The 21871-nt window shown below is 43.5% G+C and carries 22 protein-coding genes; 3 read left to right on the top strand and 19 right to left on the bottom strand.

Annotation, left to right across the window (positions count from 1 at the left end; translation table 11 throughout):
• Positions 1-3: 3 nt before the first annotated feature.
• The 6 genes from mdxG to BTW01_RS04535 all read right to left on the bottom strand — a co-directional run bounded on the left by mdxG (position 4) and on the right by BTW01_RS04535 (position 7126).
• Positions 4-840, bottom strand: coding sequence for a maltodextrin ABC transporter permease MdxG (gene mdxG, locus BTW01_RS04510; protein WP_162101843.1), 837 nt, complete (start codon positions 838-840; stop codon positions 4-6).
• Positions 841-2148 (bottom strand): maltodextrin ABC transporter permease MdxF, encoded by a 1308-nt coding sequence (mdxF, locus tag BTW01_RS04515; RefSeq protein ID WP_162101844.1) that lies wholly within the window; start codon positions 2146-2148, stop codon positions 841-843. It lies immediately after the preceding gene.
• A gap of 39 nt (positions 2149-2187) precedes the next feature.
• A complete protein-coding gene (locus tag BTW01_RS04520; protein ID WP_162101845.1) occupies positions 2188-3441 on the bottom strand; it encodes an extracellular solute-binding protein in 1254 nt (417 codons plus the stop codon).
• A gap of 94 nt (positions 3442-3535) precedes the next feature.
• Complete coding sequence (locus BTW01_RS04525; protein ID WP_162101846.1) at positions 3536-5302, bottom strand: glycoside hydrolase family 13 protein; 1767 nt, start codon at positions 5300-5302, stop codon at positions 3536-3538.
• Positions 5303-5416: 114 nt separating this feature from the next.
• Entirely contained in the window at positions 5417-6367 is a 951-nt protein-coding gene (locus BTW01_RS04530) for a LacI family DNA-binding transcriptional regulator (protein ID WP_162101847.1), read from the bottom strand.
• A 183-nt stretch (positions 6368-6550) separates the two neighbouring features.
• On the bottom strand, positions 6551-7126 hold the full coding sequence (locus tag BTW01_RS04535; RefSeq protein WP_162101848.1) for a TIGR00730 family Rossman fold protein: 576 nt from the start codon (positions 7124-7126) through the stop codon (positions 6551-6553).
• Between the two features lie 116 nt (positions 7127-7242).
• Between BTW01_RS04535 and BTW01_RS04540 the strand changes: the two genes are divergently transcribed.
• The gene (locus BTW01_RS04540; RefSeq protein WP_162101849.1) at positions 7243-7563 is read left to right on the top strand and encodes a MazG nucleotide pyrophosphohydrolase domain-containing protein; all 321 of its coding nucleotides are present in this window, start codon (positions 7243-7245) and stop codon (positions 7561-7563) included.
• A 25-nt stretch (positions 7564-7588) separates the two neighbouring features.
• On the opposite strand, the gene BTW01_RS04545 is transcribed toward BTW01_RS04540, so the two are convergent.
• Together BTW01_RS04545 and BTW01_RS04550 are read right to left on the bottom strand one after the other, a co-directional pair.
• Complete coding sequence (locus BTW01_RS04545) at positions 7589-9181, bottom strand: SulP family inorganic anion transporter (RefSeq protein ID WP_162101850.1); 1593 nt, start codon at positions 9179-9181, stop codon at positions 7589-7591.
• A gap of 18 nt (positions 9182-9199) precedes the next feature.
• Positions 9200-9793, bottom strand: coding sequence for a beta-class carbonic anhydrase (locus tag BTW01_RS04550; protein ID WP_162101851.1), 594 nt, complete (start codon positions 9791-9793; stop codon positions 9200-9202).
• A gap of 396 nt (positions 9794-10189) precedes the next feature.
• On the opposite strand from BTW01_RS04550, the gene BTW01_RS04555 reads away from it, so the two are divergent.
• Positions 10190-11164: a 2-hydroxyacid dehydrogenase gene (locus BTW01_RS04555; protein WP_162101852.1), complete on the top strand. Its 975-nt coding sequence runs from the start codon at positions 10190-10192 to the stop codon at positions 11162-11164.
• Positions 11165-11199: 35 nt separating this feature from the next.
• Here the strand turns inward: BTW01_RS04555 and BTW01_RS04560 are convergent, their stop codons facing one another.
• The 4 genes from BTW01_RS04560 to psdR form a co-directional block, all read right to left on the bottom strand.
• The gene (locus tag BTW01_RS04560; RefSeq protein WP_162101853.1) at positions 11200-13140 is read right to left on the bottom strand and encodes an FtsX-like permease family protein; all 1941 of its coding nucleotides are present in this window, start codon (positions 13138-13140) and stop codon (positions 11200-11202) included.
• On the bottom strand, positions 13115-13894 hold the full coding sequence (gene psdA / locus BTW01_RS04565; protein ID WP_162101854.1) for a lantibiotic ABC transporter ATP-binding protein PsdA: 780 nt from the start codon (positions 13892-13894) through the stop codon (positions 13115-13117). The genes BTW01_RS04560 and psdA overlap by 26 nt, the downstream gene beginning before the upstream one ends.
• A gap of 82 nt (positions 13895-13976) precedes the next feature.
• Entirely contained in the window at positions 13977-15047 is a 1071-nt protein-coding gene (locus BTW01_RS04570) for a HAMP domain-containing histidine kinase (protein WP_162101855.1), read from the bottom strand.
• Positions 15041-15754, bottom strand: a complete 714-nt coding sequence (gene psdR, locus BTW01_RS04575; protein WP_162101856.1) for a two-component system response regulator PsdR — start codon at positions 15752-15754, stop codon at positions 15041-15043. Before psdR ends, BTW01_RS04570 begins: the two co-directional genes overlap by 7 nt.
• A gap of 147 nt (positions 15755-15901) precedes the next feature.
• On the opposite strand from psdR, the gene BTW01_RS04580 reads away from it, so the two are divergent.
• On the top strand, positions 15902-16111 hold the full coding sequence (locus tag BTW01_RS04580) for a hypothetical protein (RefSeq protein ID WP_162101857.1): 210 nt from the start codon (positions 15902-15904) through the stop codon (positions 16109-16111).
• Positions 16112-16146: 35 nt separating this feature from the next.
• Here the strand turns inward: BTW01_RS04580 and BTW01_RS04585 are convergent, their stop codons facing one another.
• The 7 genes from BTW01_RS04585 to trxB form a co-directional block, all read right to left on the bottom strand.
• Positions 16147-16902: an arylamine N-acetyltransferase family protein gene (locus tag BTW01_RS04585; RefSeq protein WP_162101858.1), complete on the bottom strand. Its 756-nt coding sequence runs from the start codon at positions 16900-16902 to the stop codon at positions 16147-16149.
• An 8-nt stretch (positions 16903-16910) separates the two neighbouring features.
• Positions 16911-17168: an HPr family phosphocarrier protein gene (locus BTW01_RS04590; protein WP_162101859.1), complete on the bottom strand. Its 258-nt coding sequence runs from the start codon at positions 17166-17168 to the stop codon at positions 16911-16913.
• A 23-nt stretch (positions 17169-17191) separates the two neighbouring features.
• Positions 17192-18142: a DNA-binding protein WhiA gene (gene whiA, locus BTW01_RS04595; protein WP_162101860.1), complete on the bottom strand. Its 951-nt coding sequence runs from the start codon at positions 18140-18142 to the stop codon at positions 17192-17194.
• A 21-nt stretch (positions 18143-18163) separates the two neighbouring features.
• Positions 18164-19117, bottom strand: coding sequence for a gluconeogenesis morphogenetic factor (gene mgfK / locus BTW01_RS04600; RefSeq protein ID WP_162101897.1), 954 nt, complete (start codon positions 19115-19117; stop codon positions 18164-18166).
• Between the two features lies 1 nt (position 19118).
• Positions 19119-20000, bottom strand: a complete 882-nt coding sequence (gene rapZ / locus BTW01_RS04605) for an RNase adapter RapZ (protein ID WP_162101861.1) — start codon at positions 19998-20000, stop codon at positions 19119-19121.
• Between the two features lie 24 nt (positions 20001-20024).
• A complete protein-coding gene (locus BTW01_RS04610; protein WP_162101862.1) occupies positions 20025-20492 on the bottom strand; it encodes an 8-oxo-dGTP diphosphatase in 468 nt (155 codons plus the stop codon).
• A 329-nt stretch (positions 20493-20821) separates the two neighbouring features.
• Positions 20822-21772 (bottom strand): thioredoxin-disulfide reductase, encoded by a 951-nt coding sequence (gene trxB, locus BTW01_RS04615; RefSeq protein ID WP_162101863.1) that lies wholly within the window; start codon positions 21770-21772, stop codon positions 20822-20824.
• Positions 21773-21871 lie beyond the last annotated feature (99 nt).

Genomic DNA, 21871 nt, shown 5'->3' on the forward strand with positions numbered 1-21871 from the left:
TCATTACCCCTTTGTTCCGCCGGCTGTCAGCCCGGACACAAAGTTCTTTTGGAGAAAAAAGAACAAAACGCATATTGGCAGAGCGGCAAGTATAGCACCGGCTGCAAACAGGGCGACCTTTTGTTGCTGGGGATTTGAAATGAAAGACTGCAATCCTACAGCGATGGTCAGCCTTTCCGGTGAGCGAAGCAAAAACTTTGCCAGCAAATAGTCGCCGAACGGCGCCATAAACGCCCAAAGCGCTTGTACTGCAAGCATTGGCTTAACAAGCGGTAAAACAATTGAAGCGAAAATCCTCAGATGGCCCGCTCCATCAATGCGCGCGGCTTCATCAATTTCTCTCGGCACAGTGTCAAAATAACCTTTCATCAGCCACGTGTTCATCGGGATTCCTCCGCCAATATAGATCGCAGTCAAAAACCAGTATTGATCGAGTGCGCCTATCAGCATTGCCAGAACATAAAAAGCGGTCAGCGCTGCCATCGTCGGCACCATTTGAATGATGAGAAAGAAGACTAGGCTCTTTTTTCGGCCCGCAAACCGATAACGGCTGTACGTATAACCGGCAAGCGTCACGATCGTCACCTGCAATACCATGACCGATAGTGCGATGACAAGTGTATTGCTGTACCAATGAAGATAAAGTGTTTCATCAAATAACCGCTTAAAATGATCCAAAGTCCAAGATCCCGAAAAATCGAGCTGAAATGCCGCCGCATTCCCCACACGGAAAGCGGATGAGGCTGTAATCAGCAACGGATAGATAATGACAATGCTTAAGAGGGTCAAAAATAAATAGGTGCAGATCCGATTAAGCATTTTAGCCGTTCTCGCGTTCACCTACATCACCTCCTCATTGCCAAAAGCATTCGATTTTTTGAAAGCAATCAGGGAAATTCCAATCACAATGAAGGAAATTAACAGTGTAATAGCCGCGGCCACAGAATATTGCGGTGATGTGCCTGTTGTCAGTTTATAAATCCAAGAAATTAAGATATCGGTCGACCCTGCCCCAGCTCCCGCACTGCCCGGCCCTCCCTCATTAAATAAGTAAATAATCGAGAAATTATTGAAATTAAATGTATACTGGGTAATCATCACTGGTGCTGTCGCAAATAAAATCATGGGGAATGTAATACGTCGAAAACGCTGAATAAAAGTGGCCCCGTCAATCTTAGCCGCTTCATACAATTCACTTGGAATCGCCTGAAGCACTCCGGTTACCATGACATAAATATAGGGAAAGCCGAGCCAGGTCTGAATCATAATGAGGGCTGTTTTTGTCCAGAATGGATCAGTTTTCCATGAGATCGCCGGCAGCTCAACAAACGGCAGATGATTCAATAATGGAATCACCTGTGCATTCACCGCTCCTACGCTGTCGTTAAACATGTTGGAAAAACTCATAATTGTAATAAAGGCCGGAACAGCCCATGGAAATAAGAAAATCATCCGAAATATCCGCTTGCCCCTTATAAAATCCTGATTGACGAAAAGCGCCGTCACGATCCCCAATATGATTTGCAGCGTTGTTGCACAGATGGTCCAGATGACTGTCCAGCCCAGTACATTCACAAACGTCTCACGATAGGAGCCGAGGAAAAATATATTTAAGAAGTTTTTAAAACCGACCCAGTCAATCAGACTATTAGGCGGAATATGATAAAAATCATAGTTTGTACATGCAACAAACAGAGTCACCAAAACCGGAAAAATAATCACAAACACCATCATGATATATGCCGGCAGTGTAAATAAATAGGGAAACCCTTTATCACCCGCGTGACGGATCATATCCTTGGCCGTTGCATTGACCTCCATACCCGCCGCTTTCATAGCAGCAATCTTACGTGCATCATGAATGTTAAAGATGTAGAACATAAGGAAAATCACCGTTACGATCAATTGCAGCGTGCCTTCAATCAGCATAAACAGTGAGTGATCCTCACCGGGAACACTTCCCAATGTCATCAAGCCGAGGAGCGCCTGAATGCCGAAAACGCTTAATTCAACAGCAAACAAGCCGGTGACAGCAAGAAACAAGAGCCCCTTTGAAAACTGCTGATTTATGATCTGTCCTAGCCCGGGAATGATCGATAAAAGCCCGGCCGTTCGTTTTTGCTTTGCAAGTGTGTGGTGTGTATTCATTTTTTCGCCCTCTATTCTTCAGGACGCTGTCCCGCCGTTTTATTTCACATACTTTTCTTTGATATTTTCTTTTATGACGTTTACAGCATCATCCGCTGATGTTTGTGCTGATTTTTTTCCTGAAGCCGCATCAAAAATCAAGCTTTCCGCTCCCGTCCATACTTCAGCCATTTCTGGAATATTTGGTGTCGGTGTCGCTGTTTCATATTGTTTTATCACAGCTGAAGTCAACTCATGTTGTTGCTCATCCGCTTTCTTCCTTGCTGCTGTGTTAGCTGGAACTTCGTTTGTATTTTCATAAAAAGTGTAAGCATTGGCATCATTAGCAGCATACTCAAGCCATTTTTCAGCGAGTTCAGGTTCTTTTGTATATGTGGATGCAACCCAGCCCTTCCCTCCGGCAAAAGGGGCATATTCTTCACCGTTTGGCAATGTCGGAATAGGGGCCGCTCCGTAGTCCAATTTCGCCTCATTATAGTTGGCAGCTGACCACGGACCGCCAATGATCGCAGCCGCTTTTCCATCTAAAAACATCTGCTGAATAAAGTCGTCTGCGCTTGAATTGTCTTGCATGCCTTTTGGCCAATATGTGTTAAACCATTTCTCCGCATATTTCACCGCTTCAACAGCCTCTTTATTGTTCAGGCCGATATCATCGGCGTCTGTGCCGTTTTTGCCAAATACATAGCCGCCGTAACCTGCCAATAAACCGTACGACATATAAAAGTCAGTCCATTTCGCTAAAAATCCGGTTGATTTTCCTTTTTCCGAAGCAAACGCAAATCGGGGATCCTCCGTTACTTTTTCAAGATCTTTAAATGTTTTTGGCGCTGTTTGTAAGAGAGCTTTGTTGTAATACAAAACAAGTGTCTCAATGACTAGCGGCATTCCGTACACCTTGCCGTCAATGGTTACCTGCTGCATCTCTTTATCTCCAAAGCTTTTTGTGTGAGATGGCTTAATGTTAAGCAAATGTCCTTGCTGTCCCAAACTGCCGATTCGGTCATAGGCTGCAAGCATAACATCAGGTGCGTTACCGGCTGGGCCATCTAGAGGAAGCGCTTCCAACTGTTCGAACATTTGTTTTTCAACAATTTTTATCGTGACCTTATGCTCTTTTTCGAATGTTGGTCTAATGCTTTCAATGTATTTTTTATAGTTTTCTTCGACAGACACAGTCAATACTTTCTTGCCGTCAGAGCTTGCCGGATCTTTTGAATGAGAACAAGCGGCAAGGCTAATTGCCAGAACTGATGCGGCCAATAAGGCGAACCCCCTTTTAAAAAGGATCATCTCTTTTCCCCCTTCTATTTATGAATCTATTACAATGGTATGATTTCAGAGAAAGCGATTACAACTTCTTTTGAGTTGTTACCGATAACAGAATTTAAACAGGAGCGGAGGCACCCAAAATAAAAAATTCTCCCGGCTGAACAGCAATCACATCGCTAAGTTGAAGGGGCTGCTCTGTCCATACATCGCAGATTCTCTTATTCCTTTCAATATTCAAATCTCGCAAACTGACATGTCGAGTCTCGCCTCCTTGATTAAAGAAGTAAATCAATGTTTTTTCATCAAGAGTCCGCGAAAAGCTAATAAAGTCATTTTGGTCATCCAGCAGATTCCACTCAAGACTTCCCTCAGTCAATAAAGTGTGTTCCTGTTTGCGTAAAGCAATGATCCGTTTCATAAATCGCAGCAAGTCTTGATTCTGCTTTTCTTTTTCCCAGACCATACATTTTCGGCATAAAGGATCATTTTCGCCGTCCAGGCCGATTTCCGTTCCGTAATAGATGCATGGTGAACCTGTCTGGGCAAACATAAAGGCCAGCAAAGCGCGTGCTTTTTTCTCATCATGTTCGCATCTGGTTAAAAGCCGTTTTGTATCATGGCTGTCCAGTAAATTAAACATCACCTCATTAGCCTGCTTCATCCCATTCATCAAATGCGCATTCATACGGCGGGCCATACGAGAGGCCGGAATCGTCCGGTCAGCAAAGTATTCCATCATTGGCTCAGTAAAAGGATAGTTCATCACCGCGTGAAATTCATCACCTCTAAGCCACGGTTCGGCAGAATGCCAGATCTCACCTAAAATATAGACGTCAGGCTTTTCTGCTGTGACGGCTTGCCTGAATAACTTCCAAAAAGTATGATCCACTTCATTGGCCACATCCAAACGCCAGCCGTCAATGTCAAATTCCCGAATCCAGTACAAAGCAATATCAAGCAAATATCTCTGCACCTCGGGATTTGCCGTATTCAGCTTCGGCATATTAGGTGTAAAGGCAAACCTGTCATAATTGTCTTCTTTGACAGGAAAGGAGTGAATATAGAACCAATCTTTATAACGGGATTGTGCACCGTATTTTACGACATCCTGCCACTGCGGAGAAGCGCTGCCAATATGATTAAAAACAGCATCAAGCATAATCCTCATTCCCCTCTCATGAAGCTGGCTGACTAATGTGCGGAAAAGATCGGGATCTCCAAAATGAGAATCAATGGAATAGTAATCCAGCGTGTCGTATTTATGATTAGAAGGCGCGGAAAAGATCGGCGTCAAATAAATTCCGTTCACCCCTAAATCCTCTATATAATCAAGCTTATCAACAATCCCTTGCAAATCCCCTCCAAAAAAATCATTCACGTCCGGGTCCTTGCTCCCCCACGGCAATGCATTCTCCGGTGACAAGTCTTCTCTGCCATTTGCAAAACGCTCCGGGAAAATTTGATACCAGACGGTTGATTTCACCCACTCAGGCGCTTGAAATGTATCAGCCTCGTGAACAAATGGAAGCTTAAAATAATAATGAATTGTCTCCAGTGTTTTTTTGTTATAAGGGCATACACCAGAACTCCCGAAAAAGATGTCTTCATGATGGTCAGTGACAACAAACGCATATTGCAAGCGCCTGAATGGGGGCACCACTTCAGCAAACCAATGATCATGCATGTCTGTTTCGGCTATTTTCCTCATCAGCTGCTCGTTTGCCGACCACCTGCCGTCGTTGTATTCATAAGGATCACCCCAGATTAATGAGATCTGCTCTGCATCACCTTTTTTTGTCCGAATCTTGATATGCACTTTCTGCCCGTCATAAGAATAAGCATCAGAACTGAACGGCTGATGATGTATCGCTGCATACTCCACCCTGTCTCCTCCTTGGACCTCCGTTTTATTAAGGTCGGCTTTTAGTTTGAAAGTATCATGATGAAATAGCAGGAACAATCCTTTTTACCTTGTTATCGATAACAAAATAAGCCCTTACATCGTTGATTCACGTACAATTAACTCCGGCTCAAAAAATAGATTTCCTTGAGCGGCTCCATCTTCATTCATTTTTTTCAATAACATTTTCGCACAGGCTTCCCCCATCTCAACGACAGGCTGTCTGACCGTAGTCAGCCGGGGCGAGGAGATGCGATCAAGAAAAACACCATCATTCCCAGTCACCGCGACGTCTGTCGGAATTCGTTTTCCAAGCGATTGTGCTGCACGAATAACACCGAGCGCGATTCGATCAGAGGCGCAGACAAATGCAGTCTGATGATTCAAGGATGTCAGCACTTCCCTTGCAAGGCATTCACTTTTCTTAGAACTATTGTCAATCCGAAACAGCTTCGTTTTTCTACATCTTTCATTCATAGCCTTCATATATCCCTGTTCTCTGGAACGTTCGAAAGGCTCATCTAAATCAATGCCAATAAAGACAACTTCCCGCTCCCCCAGACTCATCACATGGCGGGTTGCCATAAAAGTGCCTTTCTCGTTATTCACATCGATAAAGTCATAGCCCATTTCATTTTGGCCAAATACGACTAGCGGCTTTTCAAAAGCTTTGATCACCCCCTCAAAATCGCTCTTTCTTAATCCAGTGGCAATAATACCGTCGCATTGCCCGATATTGAGAGAGTTTCTTGTTACAAGCTGGAGCGCATAATGATTGCGATCGAGTTCCCGGCTGATTCCGGTCAGCAGGTTCATGTAATATGGTTCAGTCGTATCCATTTCCTCAAGAATTAACAGCTTAACAACCTGTGTTCTGTTTTGCACAAGCGCTCTGGCTGCATAATTAGGGAAGTAATTCAGTTCTTTCATCGCAGAATGAACAAGCTTTTTCAATTCATCTGTCACCGTCTCAGGGTGATTGATCACTCGTGATACCGTCATTTTCGAAACATTTGCCTTTTTCGCCACATCTGACAATGTCGCCATTTTCATTCCCTCCTTACTGTGCTTATTATCCAAACTAGTGAAAAAGTCCTTTATTACAACTGAATATATGATGCAGCTAAACATAAAAAAAGAGATTTCCTTTAGGAAATCTCACACGTTAAAAAATATAATATTCAGCTGACCTCGCACCCGCTATGATCGCCCTTTCACGAGGAAATCTTTTTAGATTTCTGTCCACTTTTTCTCTAAAATAGGATAAGAGTAGCTTTGCATTTGCTCAATTAACTCAGCCGGCCGTGAAGAGCTGTGGATCAGCTTGAGATGCGAATCATTTGAAAACCCTTCCTGAATGCTATATTTGATCATTTTCAGCATCGGTTCAAAATATCCGTTCACATTGTACAGTCCGATCGGCTTTTGGTGGATGCCGATCTGCGCCCAGCAAAGCACTTCAAATAATTCTTCATATGTACCGAAGCCGCCCGGCATAGCGATAAAGCCGTCTGCCAGCTCGCTCATTTTGGCTTTACGTTCATGCATTCCGTTTACTTCAATCAGATCAGTCAGATTTTGATGAACAACCTCTCCGCTGAACAAACCGCTCGGCATGACTCCGATTGCACTTCCGCCGTTTTCCATTATGGCGTCAGCAATCGCGCCCATCAAACCTAAGCGGGACCCGCCATAAACAAGGCCGATTCCCAGCTCAGCCATGCAGGCGCCAAGCTCTTCCGCTTTTCGTTTATAGTCTTCATTCCCCCCCGGGTTGGACCCCGCAAATACGCAAATTGTTTTCATATTGTCATCTCCGCATCTATATATCGTGTTGATCATTAAAAAATACACTATATATTGTCCCATCATCATGTGATAATATCAATACGAAATACATAAAGAATACAGGAGTGATGATGTTGCAGCTGGCTGAGGCAGAAAAATGGATGAAGGATTTTTATGAAAAAAGAGGCTGGACAGACTACGGACCGTTTATTCGAATCGGCTTCTTAATGGAGGAAGCAGGAGAATTGGCACGGGCTGTCAGAGCATATGAAATCGGCAGAGACCGGCCGGATGAGAAAGAATCAACAAGAGCTGAGCAAAAACAGGAATTGATTGAAGAAATGGGAGATGTCATCGGAAATATCGCCATTCTTGCTGATATGTACGGTGTCTCTTTAGAAGACGTGATGAAAGCCCACAAAGAAAAACTGACAAAACGATTTGAGCATGCATAAAAAGCGGCCGGAATGGCCGCTTTCTTTACCCTGTGATTTCATCATGGTGATCAAAGAAATGCTGTTTTCCTATTTTGTGAAAAAGACCTGTTTTATGCAGCAGCTCCTTCGGCTGTGATTGCAATCCCACAATCATCAGCTTTCCGTTGTGGCGTTTAATCCTGTTCATAATGTTCCCCAGCACGGCTTCAGCCGACGTATCCATGTAGTGCACCTTATTCATGAGCAGAATAAGAGTTTTCGGCTTTTTCTGTACATGCTCCAGCAGTGAAGATTCAAGTGAATCAATTGACCCGAAAAACAGCGGCCCTTCTATGGCATACATGCTGACAGACGGGTCTTTTCTCTTCGCCAGAACAGGATGCGATTCCTGATTGTGGACACGGGTCGCTTCACTCATTCTTCTGATAAAGAACACAAATGCGAGCAGCAATCCGGTTGCCACACCAATGATTAAGTCAAACAGAATCGTAAGGACAAAAGTCGCCGCCAAAATAATGGAATCAGCGTTTTTCAGCCTCAGCATGTTTGCGACTTCCTTGCGCTCACTCATGTTCCATGCGACAACCATGAGAATGGGCGCCATGCTGGCAAGCGGCACATGAGACGCATAAGGTGCGAATACGAGCAGGACAAGAAGAACGACTACACCATGAACGACGCCGGACACGGGGGAAACCGCCCCGTTTTTAATATTGGTTGCCGTTCTGGCGATCGCTCCTGTTGCCGGAATTCCGCCGAACAGTGGCGCAGCTATATTCGCAATCCCTTGGCCGACAAGCTCTTTGTTGCTGTCATGCTTTGAGCCCTTCATGTTATCAGCGACCATCGCGGACAGAATAGACTCAAGGCCGCCAAGAAGCGCGATAACAAGCGCTGCCGGAAACAGCATAACCATTTTATCCAATGTAAGGTCCGGGAACTGAAATTCCGGCAAATGGCGGGGAATATCTCCATATGTTGACCCGATTGTCGCCATGCGGTCAGGGAAAAAGACAACCGCAACCAGTGTAGAAATAAGAAGCGCCAATAAAGCACCCGGTACTTTAGGCATCACTTTGGCGGATACAAGCAAAATGACGAGCCCGATGACTGCTGTCAAAATGGCATACATGTTAAAGGTACCGAGCTTCTGTGCAATTTCAAACATGTTGTGATGAAAATTCTCATGTTTTTCAACATTTTTCAAACCGAAAAAATTAGCGATTTGCTCAGTAAAGATCAATACGGCAATTCCGGCTGTAAAACCGACGATAACGGGTTTCGGCACAAACTTCATAATTTTTCCGAGCTTAAACAGCCCGAACAGCACTAGCATTATCCCTGCCATAAACCCTGCGATCAGAAGGTTCTCCAAGCCGTACTGCATGATAATACCGAATAGAATGGGGACAAAGGCGCCAGTCGGACCGCCGATTTGATATTTGGATCCTCCAAACAAAGAAATACAAATCCCTGCCACTACAACAGTGTACAGCCCGTATTCAGGCTCGACTCCCGAGGCAATGGCAAACGCCATCCCTAAAGGAATTGCCACGACACCTACTACAATACCTGCGATCAAGTCTTTCTGAAATTTCTGTAAATTATACCCCTTGAATCTCCCTGAGAATCGCATATTTTGCTATAACCTCCCTTATGGATGTGTGTTTATAAGCTCAGTTTCATAACCGTTAATGATCACATCAAGTTTTCCTGTTTCAGGATGAATGACAAGTCCGTGCACCGGCACCTTCTTCGGCAGAAGCGGATGGTTCTTGATCAGCTTCACACTGTGGGAAACGCTTTCTTCCACACTGTGAAAACCGGTCAGCCACGTTTTCAAATCAAGTCCCGCGCTGGTCAGCAAATTCAGGCAATTTTCTTCCACGCCGCGTTCCTTTGCTTTCTCGAGAATCGAAGACGCATTTAATCCGGACATCCCGCATTCATGGTGGCCGACAATGCACACCGCTTCAGCCTGCAATTCATAAATCGCCACCAGTATGCTTCGCATCACACTTCCAAATGGGTGAGAAACGATGGCTCCCGCATTTTTTACAATTTTAGCATCGCCGTTTTTAAGCCCCATTGCTTGCGGAAGAAGTTCTGTGAGCCTTGTATCCATACAGGTGACAATAACGAGCCTTTTTGAAGGGAATTTTGTCGTTTTGTACGGTTCATACTTCTTCTCTCTGACAAACCGCTGATTGTGTTCCAAAATTGATGTTAAAGAAACCATTTGATTCATCTCCCATCCATATGATTTTGCAAGCCTTCTTTCCTAGCTTACAGTAAGGAATTATAGCATAGGAACACACCGCGAAAAGGCTTTCAAAAAAAGACACTATAAATGGACAGTAAAATCAAAACATACACATTTATATCTTTCAAAGATAATAAAATTTACATTTATTGAATCCCATAATCTGGTTCTCTCTCGCATACTGATGATTTGTCTGACAAAAAATATAGGTGAATTCAGATAATTAAAAAACTTATTTAAGCGGATTGAGCTGTTTATTCAATTTCAATAGACATTTTAAGTTCAAAAGAACCAGAAATCAAAAAGAACGCAGCTATATTTTTAACATCTAATTATTTCCGATATAATAAAAGAGACAACAGCCATAAAGGGGGAGCCTCGTTGAAACCATTTGTATTGATCACAAAACCGATTCCCGAAGAGATTGAAGCATTCATTGGTGAACATTGCCGTTATGAAATATGGCAGGAGGATACACTTCCAAATGATGTGCTATTTGAGAAAATAAAAGAGGCAGAAGGGCTTTTAACATCAGGAACAGCCGGACCGTCCATCAACCGCGAATTGCTGGAGCATGCGCCGAATCTCAAAGTGGTCAGCAACCAATCTGTAGGCTATGATAACTTTGATATAGAAGCCATGAAAGAAAGAGGAGTGGTCGGGACGCACACACCTTATACACTGGATGACACAGTCGCGGATCTTGCCTTTTCTCTGATTCTGTCTTCCGCCAGACGGGTTGCCGAACTGGACCGTTTCGTCAGGGCTGGAAAATGGGGAACCGTTGAAGAAGAAGCGCTTTTCGGCATAGATGTTCATCACCAAACGTTAGGTATCATTGGCATGGGCCGTATCGGCGAACAAGCAGCGAGGCGCGCCAAACTCGGCTTCGATATGGAAGTGCTATATCATAACCGCCATCGCAAACAAGAAATGGAAGACAGCATTGGCGTCATGTATGCTGAGCTTGATACATTGCTCGAGCAGTCTGATTTTATTCTTCTCATTACGCCGCTGACTGATGAAACCTATCACATGATAGGCGAAAGAGAATTTAAGCTGATGAAGGATTCAGCAATTTTCGTCAATATTTCCCGGGGAAAGACGGTTGATGAAAAGGCATTGATTTGTGCCCTTCAAGAAGGCTGGATTCGCGGTGCGGGCTTAGACGTGTACGAAGAAGAACCTATCGCAAAAGACAATCCTCTCTTGCAGCTGGATCAAGTGACGTTACTCCCGCATATCGGCTCGGCAACAGCGAAAGTACGCTTTAATATGTGTAAACAGGCGGCTGAAAACATGATCGCAGCCATTGAAGGCCAAACACCAAAAAACCTCACAAGAGAATTTAAATAAACAAAAATCCGGTCTGGATCAGACCGGATTTCCTACTATATATGCTGAAGAACAGCACGCTTATAAATATGACGAGTGACGATATAATAAACAGCCTGAAACACAAAATAAATGAAGAAAACAATTACACCTTCAAGAAACAAGTTGGAATTCAGCATGTTACTTAGCGCCGCATACGCAAAACCGGCGTGAATAGCACCCGCGATAAATGGAATGAAAAACAAAAATCTAATTTGCTTCCCGAGGATAGAGTGAACCTCTTTGTCCGTAATCCCCATTCTCTTTAATGCTAAAACTTGCACTCTCGTATCTTCTATTTCCGTAAACATCCGCAAATACAGCATGCTTCCTTGCACGATAAAAAACAGTACGCTGACAAACAGACCGATAAACAGCATTAATGCGACTCCCTGCTTTACAATTTGAAAACTAGGGGCACGTGTTTGAAAATCAGATGTATGTTCTTTCGGCACCATATTTCCAAGCTTTTCAGAGACATCTACCGTCTCCTGCCAATGCTCAAGCTCATAACCTACCACTCTCATCTGGTTGTTCAGCGGCACATCCCGCGTCAGACTGTCAAAGCTTTTTTCGCTGACAACCAATAAACGGCTGACTTCTCCGACTGGCATCAATATCCCTTTGTTTTGCTGCTTTTTCATGACATAGGAAAGTGTTTTTCCTGATTTCATGTGAAAGGCTGCTGTTTCCCCTTCACCAAATGTATCTTTTACCATCATTTGAAACGGAACATTAATAAACGCTTCATTTTCTTGTAAATGAATAACAGGGAAACCTTTTTCCTTTGCCACTTGATTATAAATTTTCTCTGAAATCAGCAAAGCCTCCGCTTCCGCTTTCCTGTTTTCATACGGCAAGTCTGATTGAAAAGTGACAGGAATCCCTGTGGCATCCACCTTATATTTGATATCAGCATCAGCTTTTTTCAATATATTCTCTGCATTTTCAGGCTCCATTACTTGAAAATGAGAAGCGTCTTTTTCCACCCAGGAAACAGATTGAGGAATGCTTTGCTCCTCCTGTCTTTCTAAATCAGCATAAAACATATAGATAACACCAGTAGCGGTTAAAATGACCGCTGTAATGATAGAGGTTAAAAACAGCATGCGTGCATGATCTTTCAGCCTAAATATCATGTTGGAGCGGACAATCATATTCGTACCTTTATAAAAGCTATGTTTCTTTTTGTAAAGCATACGGAAGAACGCCACACTGCTTTGGGTGAAAAAGAAATACGTTCCGATTAACACTAAAATTAAAATGGGAAATACACGAAATACCATATCAATCGCATTCGCTGTGGCAGACAGATAATAACCGCCAGCAAGACACAATAAAGACAGCACAGTGAGCCATTTTGAATAAGCCGGCAAGCTTTTTGGCTTTTGGGCCGACTTCATCAGCTCAATAATTTCCAGCTTGCGAATTCGTGCCAGCGATAAAAGGAGCAGCGTTTGAAACAGGATGAAAAAGCCCAAAGCTGTCATCACAAACGCTTTCGGCACAATGACAAACGAAATCGGCACCTTCACGCTGAGCATCCAAGTCATGACCATAAAAAACAGCTTTGAACATAACAGCCCTGTTCCAATGCCGGCCGCAATCGCCGCTAAAGAAATAAGAGACTGTTCATAATAAATCATCTTGCGCAGCTGCTGCTTTGATGTACCAAATAGCGTCAGCAGCCCAAACTCTTTTTTTCTCGCCTGCAAAAACGCAGAGTTTGAATAGGAGATGAAAAAGATACAAAACACAATGATAACGATAAGGGCTGCACCCAAGCATGTTTTGACAAGGCTTCCGCCATATATATTATCTTCGTTGACATCTGGGTGGAAAATAAAAGATGTGAAGACAAAAAACACCGAAACAGCAAATACACAGCTTAAAAAATAGGCGACATATCGTTGCAGATTGCCAAGAATGTTTTTACGGGCGATGGTTCTCAAATTCATGAAAATCGCCTCCCAACACACTCAAGGTATCCAATATACTCTGATAAAACACCTGCCGATTTGTCCCTCTGCGAATCTCTGAAAAGAAACGGCCGTCTTTAATAAAAATAATCCGTTTACAGAAGCTTGCCGCTGTGGCATCATGTGTAACCAACAGAATCGTCGCTTCCTTTTCTTCATTCAGCTGGGCCAGCGTGTTCATCACTTGTTTTGCCGACTTTGAATCAAGGTTTCCTGTCGGTTCATCGGCAAGAATGAGCGCCGGATGGTGAATAATCGCTCTGGCGCAGGCTGCACGCTGCTGCTGTCCGCCCGACACCTCATATGTCCGGTGGTCAAGAATATGCTTGATTTGCAGTGTATCCGCCAATTCTTCCAAGCGGACTTCCATGTCTCTCAGCTTTACCTTATCCAAGGCGAGCGGGAGTAAAATATTTTCCCGAATCGTCAGCGTATCAAGCAGATTAAAATCCTGAAAGACGAAGCCGAGTTCTCTTCGGCGAAACAAAGCCAGGTCTTGATCCTTTAACATTTTCGGCTGAATGCCGTTGATCATCATCTCACCCTGGGTCGGCTTATCAATGGTCGCCAGCAAATTTAGGAGCGTGGTTTTTCCGCTTCCCGATGGCCCCATAATTCCTACAAATTCTCCTTTTTCCACACTGAGGTCAAAGTCGCTGAGCGCTTGGTATGATATCGTACCTTTATTTGAATAGTATGTCTTTGATAGGTTCGTTGTCTGTAACACGTTCATGTTGTGCTCCTCCTTTTTCTTTATTATAAAAAGGAAGTCAGCATCCTCCCATCGAACTTTCTTGCAATTCCGCTCCCCAGCCTTACAATGCTGTCACATTCACGAGGGTGTCACTTGAAAACACGATCGTCATCACAGTGCCAGCCCCTTCTTTTGATTCCGCATACAGCTTATGGCCAAGCCGGCTGCACACCTGTTTTGCCAAATAAAGGCCCATTCCCGTCGCCTCTGTCATGCTTCGTCCGTTTTCTCCGGTAAAAAAAGCGTCAAAAATCCGCGGCAGATCCTGCGGCGGTATGCCAATCCCTTCATCTGAAACCGATAAGCGTGTCTCATGCCCCTCAGTCCCAATTCGGATTGTAATAGAGTCTCCCACACCTTGCTTTGAATATTTTAAGGCGTTGAAGAGGATTTGCTCAACAACAAAGGAAAGCCATTTTTGATCACTGGAAATCTGAATGGCAGTTGGCGGCGCATGTAATTTTGGAAAAAGGCGCCGTTTGATAAACTGCCGTTTTTCCTGATTGATGAGTGATCGGACCAGCTCTGCCAAATCCAAGGTTTGCGGCTTTACATCGAACGCAAATTCCTCCAGTCTGGCTGTTTGCAGCATCATATCAAGCCCATGGCGGAATCTCTCATTTTCATCCTCCAACTCCTCTAAAAATGTCGGAAAAGAGGATGAGGTTCCGTTTTTTCCTTCTTGTATCATGAGAGAAATGACAGATACCGGTGTTTTCATATGATGAACCCATTGATTGGTGAAGGTATAATGCTGTTTTTGCTGATTCAGGTATTGTAAGAGCCTGCTGTCGTATTGCTGTCCAAGTACATTGATTATTTTCGTCCAAAGCGCTTGCTCTCGTGTTCTTGGCTGTCGGGCTTTCAAAGACTGTCCGATGTCATTTGAAAAAGATGCTTGTTCTGCAAGCTTTTTGACATAAGCCAAAAAGGAAAATTGCCGAATGCAATCGGCAATAATACCCGCAGCTAAAAGAACACCGGGCAATACCCATATGTATATCATATTTTCTGCGGGAGGTTCTGCACCGCTCTCTATGATGCTTAAATACGCAATCAGCATGGCAGTTCCTATCCCTAATAATGAAAATAGAATAATAGCGAAGCGATCAATGAGATAAGTCTTTAACACTCCAGTTCATCCTTCCGATTGACTTGAAATTGATAGCCTTGTCCTCTTATCGTTGAAATACAATCTTTCAGTCCCGCATTCTCCAGTTTTCTCCGCAGCCGATTGACATTGACCGTCAGCGTATTATCATCAACAAAATCGATATCATCCCATAAAGCCTCCAGCAATTCATCACGGGAGACGATTTTTTTGTGCTCCCTCACGAAAATCGAGAGGAGCTGAAATTCTTTTTGTGAAAACAAGATGCGGATGCTGTTCCACTCGGCCTCATTCTGATCAGGATAAACCGTTAGCCCGCCAAGCTCCACTATTCTTGATTCCTGTGGCAAAGAGGGTGAATATTCACCATATGTGCGACGCAGGACGCTTTTAATTTTGGCCATCACTACCTCTAGATGGAACGGCTTCGTAATATAATCATCCCCGCCATTTTCAATCGCCATCACCTGATTCAGCTCATCAGTCCGTGCTGATATAAAAATAATCGGCGCATTGGAAATGGTGCGAATTTGCCTGCACCAATAAAACCCATCAAAAAAAGGCAGGTTGATATCAAGCAGCACCAGATCGGGCTTCATTTCTGTAAATTCCAATTTTATATCATTCAGCTGTTCAGCCATTTTCACTTCATATCCGTATTTTTGAAGATGACCGCCCAGCAAAGAAGCAATCCGCTCGTCATCTTCCACAAGCAAAATCCGATACACGTTTATCCCCCTTATATGTAAAACACAAAAATTTTTCTAGAAGATACCAAAATTATTATAGCATGGGATGAAATAGCAAATCGGTCTTTTTCTTTTCATTATGATAGAATGGAAAAGGTGAAATTTTCATAATAGGCAGGTGTGGTGATGAAGAAAATCATGCTGTTTCTGGCCATTACGTCAATTCTTTCAGCATGTCAGCCCCACTATACTGGGAAGTACATAGAAATTGGGGATTCACTAACTGAATATAGCAAAGAGTGCTTTAAAGAGAATGAAATTCCTTATAAATACGAAAAGGGAAAACTGTATATCCCTGAAGATGCATTTGATCCAGCAATCAATACTTGTTCATAAGAAAAAGCCTGCAGATAACCTGCAAGCTTTTTACGTTACAAAAAATAAGTATTTAATTTCTCTTCAAATTCTGAAGAGCCAATATCCCTTTTTTGAATGTCACCACCGTTTTCATGGATGGTGAAATGGCGGTTTGACATGACCATCCGACCGTTTGGTGTCAGCTTTGAGGCGAGCGGTGATTTGTTAAAAGGAGATTTTTCATGAGAGTGTATCATGTCCTTCATGTCATCTAAATCATCCGGATCGCTCTCTTCAAGGGTAAAGGCGTAACCGATTTGCCAGCCTTCCCCTTTATCCATCAACAGAACATGGCTGCCCATTTCTGTCTCTTCTTCTTTCACTCGAAATGACCCGACAGGTGACTGTACCGTTTCTCCAGAAAGCGGTATCGGCTGGAGCGCCAGATTGATGCCGAAGCCGGTATCAACGATGTAATCGCCTTTTTCCGCTGACAGCCATACAGCAGCATGTGATCCTTCTAACGCCCAATCTTCTAGATGTCCTGCATAAACTGTGCCTCGAATGAGCTTTACATGGAACCCGGCCTCACGCAGGATAAAATAAAGCAAACCATTTAAATCGTAGCAAAGGCCGCCATGCTGATCTTTGACCAGGCGGCGCCATAGCTCTTTTTTTGTTACCTTATAATTCTCTTTTGCAAGTACGGCACGGTTTTCAAAGGGAAAACGGTAAGCCATTGCTTGGAGAAAAAGAGGAAGGTCATTGAAGCTGACATAGTCTTTCTTCCAGCCGATTTTCCGGAAGCAGTCTTTTAGAAAGTCACTCATTTTATCACCTACACTTCCTCTTGAACATAAGCAGCCAGCTGTTCCACCGCTTCTTGTTCGTCTTCTCCTTCGGCCATCAAGGTAACTTCAGTACCTGTGCTTACCGCAAGGCTCATCAGCCCCATGATGCTTTTTGCGTTTACTTTTTTTCCATCCTTTTCAAGAAACACATCTGACATAAATCGATTTGCCTCTTGTACAAACAAAGCAGCAGGACGCGCCTGCAGTCCTGTCTTTAAACGAACTTCCACTTTCTGCTGAACCATAAGATTTCCCCTTTTCTTTACGGTTATTTTAAAGTGACGGTTTGCCCTGTCCGCAGCTGTTCTGCGATTTCATCAAGTTTTCTGAGCCTGTGGTTGATCCCTGATTTGCTGATTTTTCCGCTTGTCACCATTTCTCCGAGCTCTTTCAGCGTCACTTCCTGATAATCAACCCGAAGCTGTGCGATTTCCCGGAGTTTTTCAGGAAGCGCATCCAGACCGATTCTTTCATCAATGTATTTAATATTTTCCACCTGTCTGAGCGAAGCACCGATCGTTTTGTTTAAGTTGGCAGTTTCACAATTGACGAGACGATTGACTGAGTTTCTCATATCCCTGACAATCCGGACATCCTCAAATCGCAAAAGCGAGTTGTGGGCGCCGATCACATTCAGAAACTCAGTAATCTTTTCCGCCTCTTTTAAATAGGTGATATAGCCTTTTTTTCGTTCGAGCGTTTTGCTGTTTAGCTGAAACTCATTTAACAGGTCGCATAATGAATCATTATGCTCCTTATAAAGAGAGAAAATTTCTAAATGATAAGAGGAGGTTTCCGGGTTATTGACCGAACCTCCCGCCAAAAATGCCCCTCGCATATAAGAACGCTTGCAGCATCTCTTTTTGACCAGCTCTTTCGAAATACTTCGTTCAAACACAAAATTCTCCCCGAGTATTTTTAAATCCTCTAAGATCTCTTTTGCCTTTTCTGAAAAACGCACAATATAGACGTTATTTTTTTTCAGCCGCATTTTCTTTCTGACCAGCAGCTCGACAGATACATCATATTGTTTTTTCAGTAATGTATAGATGCGGCGGGCAATCGCCGCATTTTCGGTTTGAACATCAAGTACGAGATGGCGGTTTGTAAATGATAAAGCTCCATTCATCCGGATAAGCGCAGACAGTTCTGCGTTAATACAGCAGTCTTTCACTTCCAGATTGGTTAATTCTTTTTTTGTTTCTGATGCAAATGACATATAGCCACCTCATTTCTGGCTTCATTCTTTCAGTAGATCGATAAGAAGAGAGGCCACTTTATGTGTATCGTGACGGATTACGTCATTTTTATACGTTGCGATTTGATCTCTGATGACTTCAAGCCCCATTGCTTTCAGCTCTTCAATATCAAACTCAACAGGGCGCGCCGATTCCATTTCGTACTTATGTTTTATTTCGTCAGGAATATCTTCACTGTTCACTAATATCGTATCAATAAAACCGCAGCCCATATGCTGATTGAGCGCTTTCACATGGTCGGCAGCGGTGTAATGGAGTGTCTCGCCAGGCTGAGTCATTACGTTGCAAATGTATACTTTTTTCGCAGACGCCTTCACGACCTCTTCCCCGATTTTTGGGACGAGTATATTGGGAAGAATACTTGTATAAAGGCTTCCCGGTCCAATAATAATCAAATCCGCTTCTCTGATCACGTCAATCGTTTCCGGCAGCGGATCAATATGTTCAGGCGTGAGAAAAACACGCTTAATGCGCTGTCCGTATGCTGGAATCGTGGACTCACCTGAGATCACGCGGCCGTCTTCCATCTCTGCATGCAGAACGACACTGGTATTGGCAGCTGGCAATACCTTTCCTCTTACATTCAGCACCTTGCTCATTTCTGTGACAGCATGAAAAAAATCACCGGTTATATTTGTCATTGCTGCCAAAATCAAATTCCCGAGAGAGTGGCCTGTTAAGTCATTCCCCTTATTGAAGCGATGCTGAAAAAGATCTTCAACAAGCGGCTCCACATCAGATAAAGCGGCAAGCACATTTCTGATGTCTCCGGGCGGGGGAATTTTTAATTCATTCCGCAGACGGCCAGAGCTTCCCCCGTCATCGGCAACTGTCACAATGGCCGTAATATCAACAGGTTTATGCTTTAAGCCCCGAAGCAGTACAGAAAGTCCCGTACCGCCGCCAAAGATTGCGATTTTCGGCTTTTGATCCATCTTATTTCCGGCTTCTCTTTTCAATGTCCCGGTGAGTAACATGAGTATAGTAATCCTTTTTGAAATAATCAGCTAAATTCTCGGCTAATGTCACAGAACGGTGCTGGCCCCCTGTGCAGCCGATTGCAATGACAACCTGGCTTTTTCCTTCTCTTTTGTAAGATGGAAGCATAAAGCTCAGCAAATCAATTAATTTCTCATTGAATTTTTGCGTTTCATTCCACTTCATGACATAAGAAGAAACCTCTTTATCCTTTCCAGTCAGCGGCCGCATACTTTCGATATAGTATGGATTCGGCAAAAATCTGACATCAAAGACGAGATCTGCATCAATTGGAATACCGTATTTGAAACCAAATGACATGACATTTACGGTAAAAGTCTCTCCTTGATTTGTCGCAAAGTGTTTTACGATTTTTTCGCGCAAATCACGCGGCTTCATGTCTGACGTATCATAAATGATTTGTGAGCGGCCTTTTAATTCCTCAAGCAATTCACGCTCCAGCGCGATCCCTTCAAGCGGCAGACCTGTCACTGCGAGCGGATGCGAACGTCTTGTTTCTTTATATCTGGTGACGAGAATGGAGTCCTTCGCGTCCAAAAATAAAATACGCGGTGTAATCCACGGATTCTCCGCCATATCATCAAGCGCTTCAATCAGCCGGTCAAAAAACTCACGGCCGCGCAAATCCATAACGAGAGCGACCTTGCTCATTTTCGAATTGGATTCCTTCATCAGTTCTAAAAATTTCGGAAGCAATGAAGGCGGAAGATTATCGACACAAAAATAGCCGAGATCTTCAAAGCTTTGAATGGCGACAGTTTTTCCCGCTCCCGACATTCCGGTTATAATGACAAGCTGAATATCATGTGATTCACTCATGCTTCTCCCCCCTGACTTGTCTATTTATTTAATATGCTGCGGATCTAAACGATAACTGAGCAGCTCAAAATCCGGTGTATACGTAAATGTTCCGTGCAGCAGCCCTTTTCCCTTCATCATAAAATCAAGGATATGGCCGTCTCCCGGAGCCATCGGCAGGTTTTGAATGTCATTGACATCGTGCCACTGCAGTTTACCTTCCTCTGATTCAGATACATTTTGACCGGTATAAGAATCAGCGATAAACGTAAACATCATCCATTCAGAGACAACTTGGTCACCGTCTTTAATAATAAAGGTAAAAACACCTTTTAACTGAGGGTTTATGATATAGATACCTGTCTCTTCTCTGTACTCTCTAATGACGGAGTCTCTAACTGATTCCCCGCTTTCCATCTTGCCTCCCGGCGCAACCCACCAGCCGCGTCGCGGTTTTTGAAGCAGCAGAACTTTGTCATCCGTCTTGAGCACACAATTTGTCACTCTTTGCAAGTACGTTCACCTAACCTTCTCGTCCTGTCATGGTCTCTTTATTATACCGTTTCAAGATGCCTCTCACAATGAAGAGACATTGACAATCTTTTCTTCTATATTACAGCATATCCATCTCTATGTTCAGATGTTTTGCTGTAACAGGCATCAAGCTTTTATATGTAAACAAAAAAAGGGCACGGATAACTGGAGAATCCGTGCCAAAAAGTGTATTCATTATAAAAAGGGGGTCAATTACTTTATTAATCATACCCGAAAAGCATTACACAACTGTTACAGCTGAATTAAAACCCAGTAACGTAATATGAAACTCGTATGACAGCCCTTTTTTATTTTAACGTTTTCAGCGTTTCTTGGAGCTCTTCGACGTAATGCTGTACGCTTTGTGCCGCAATACTTCCGTCTCCTGTAGCCGTTACGATTTGGCGCAGTGATTTTTCGCGAATGTCTCCAGCAGCGAAAATCCCTTCAACCTTTGTTTCCATACGGTCGTTTGTTTCGATGTAGCCTTCCTCATTCGTAATGCCCAAATTCTCAAACGGTTTAGACAGAGGAAGCATGCCAACGTAAATGAAGACGCCGTCTGTTTTGAATTCACTTTCTTCTCCAGTTACCGTATCGACAAGCGTTAGGTTGCTGACTTTGCCGTTTTCCTCATGAATTTCCTTCACCGTTTTGTTCCATAGGAAGTCAACTTTGTCATTATCGAATGCTCTCGCTTGAAGAATGCTTTGCGCACGAAGTTTATCACGTCTGTGCACAATCGTGACTTTGGAAGCGAAACGTGTCAGGTACACGCCTTCTTCAACTGCAGAATCTCCGCCACCGACAACGACAAGCTCTTTGCTTTTAAAGAACGCGCCGTCACATACCGCACAATACGATACACCGCGGCCGCCCAATTCTTTTTCGCCTGGCACGCCGATTTTCTTGTACTCCGCACCTGCGGAAATGATGACTGCACGTGTTTTATATTCTTTTGAACCAGCTTTGACCACTTTGTACTCTTTGCCGTCAACAATTTCTTTAATATCGCCATAAGCGTATTCAGCGCCGAATTTTTTTGCGTGTTCAAACATTTTGTTAGAAAGCTCAGGTCCAAGGATGCTTTCGAATCCAGGATAGTTTTCTACATCTTCCGTATTGGCCATTTGCCCGCCGGGAATTCCTCTTTCAATCATTAATGTCGATAAATTCGCTCTTGATGTGTATACAGCGGCCGTCATCCCAGCAGGACCCGCACCGATAATAATTACATCATAAATTTTTTCTTCTGACACACGATCCACTCCTTAAACCGTCTTTTCAAAGTCGGGGAACCTTTTCTAATTAGAATCCCCATCAAACGTATTCCTTACCCATATCCTATAAAATCTCAG

Source organism: Bacillus sp. SKDU12, from assembly GCF_010093085.1.
Classification (GTDB): domain Bacteria; phylum Bacillota; class Bacilli; order Bacillales; family Bacillaceae; genus Bacillus; species Bacillus mexicanus.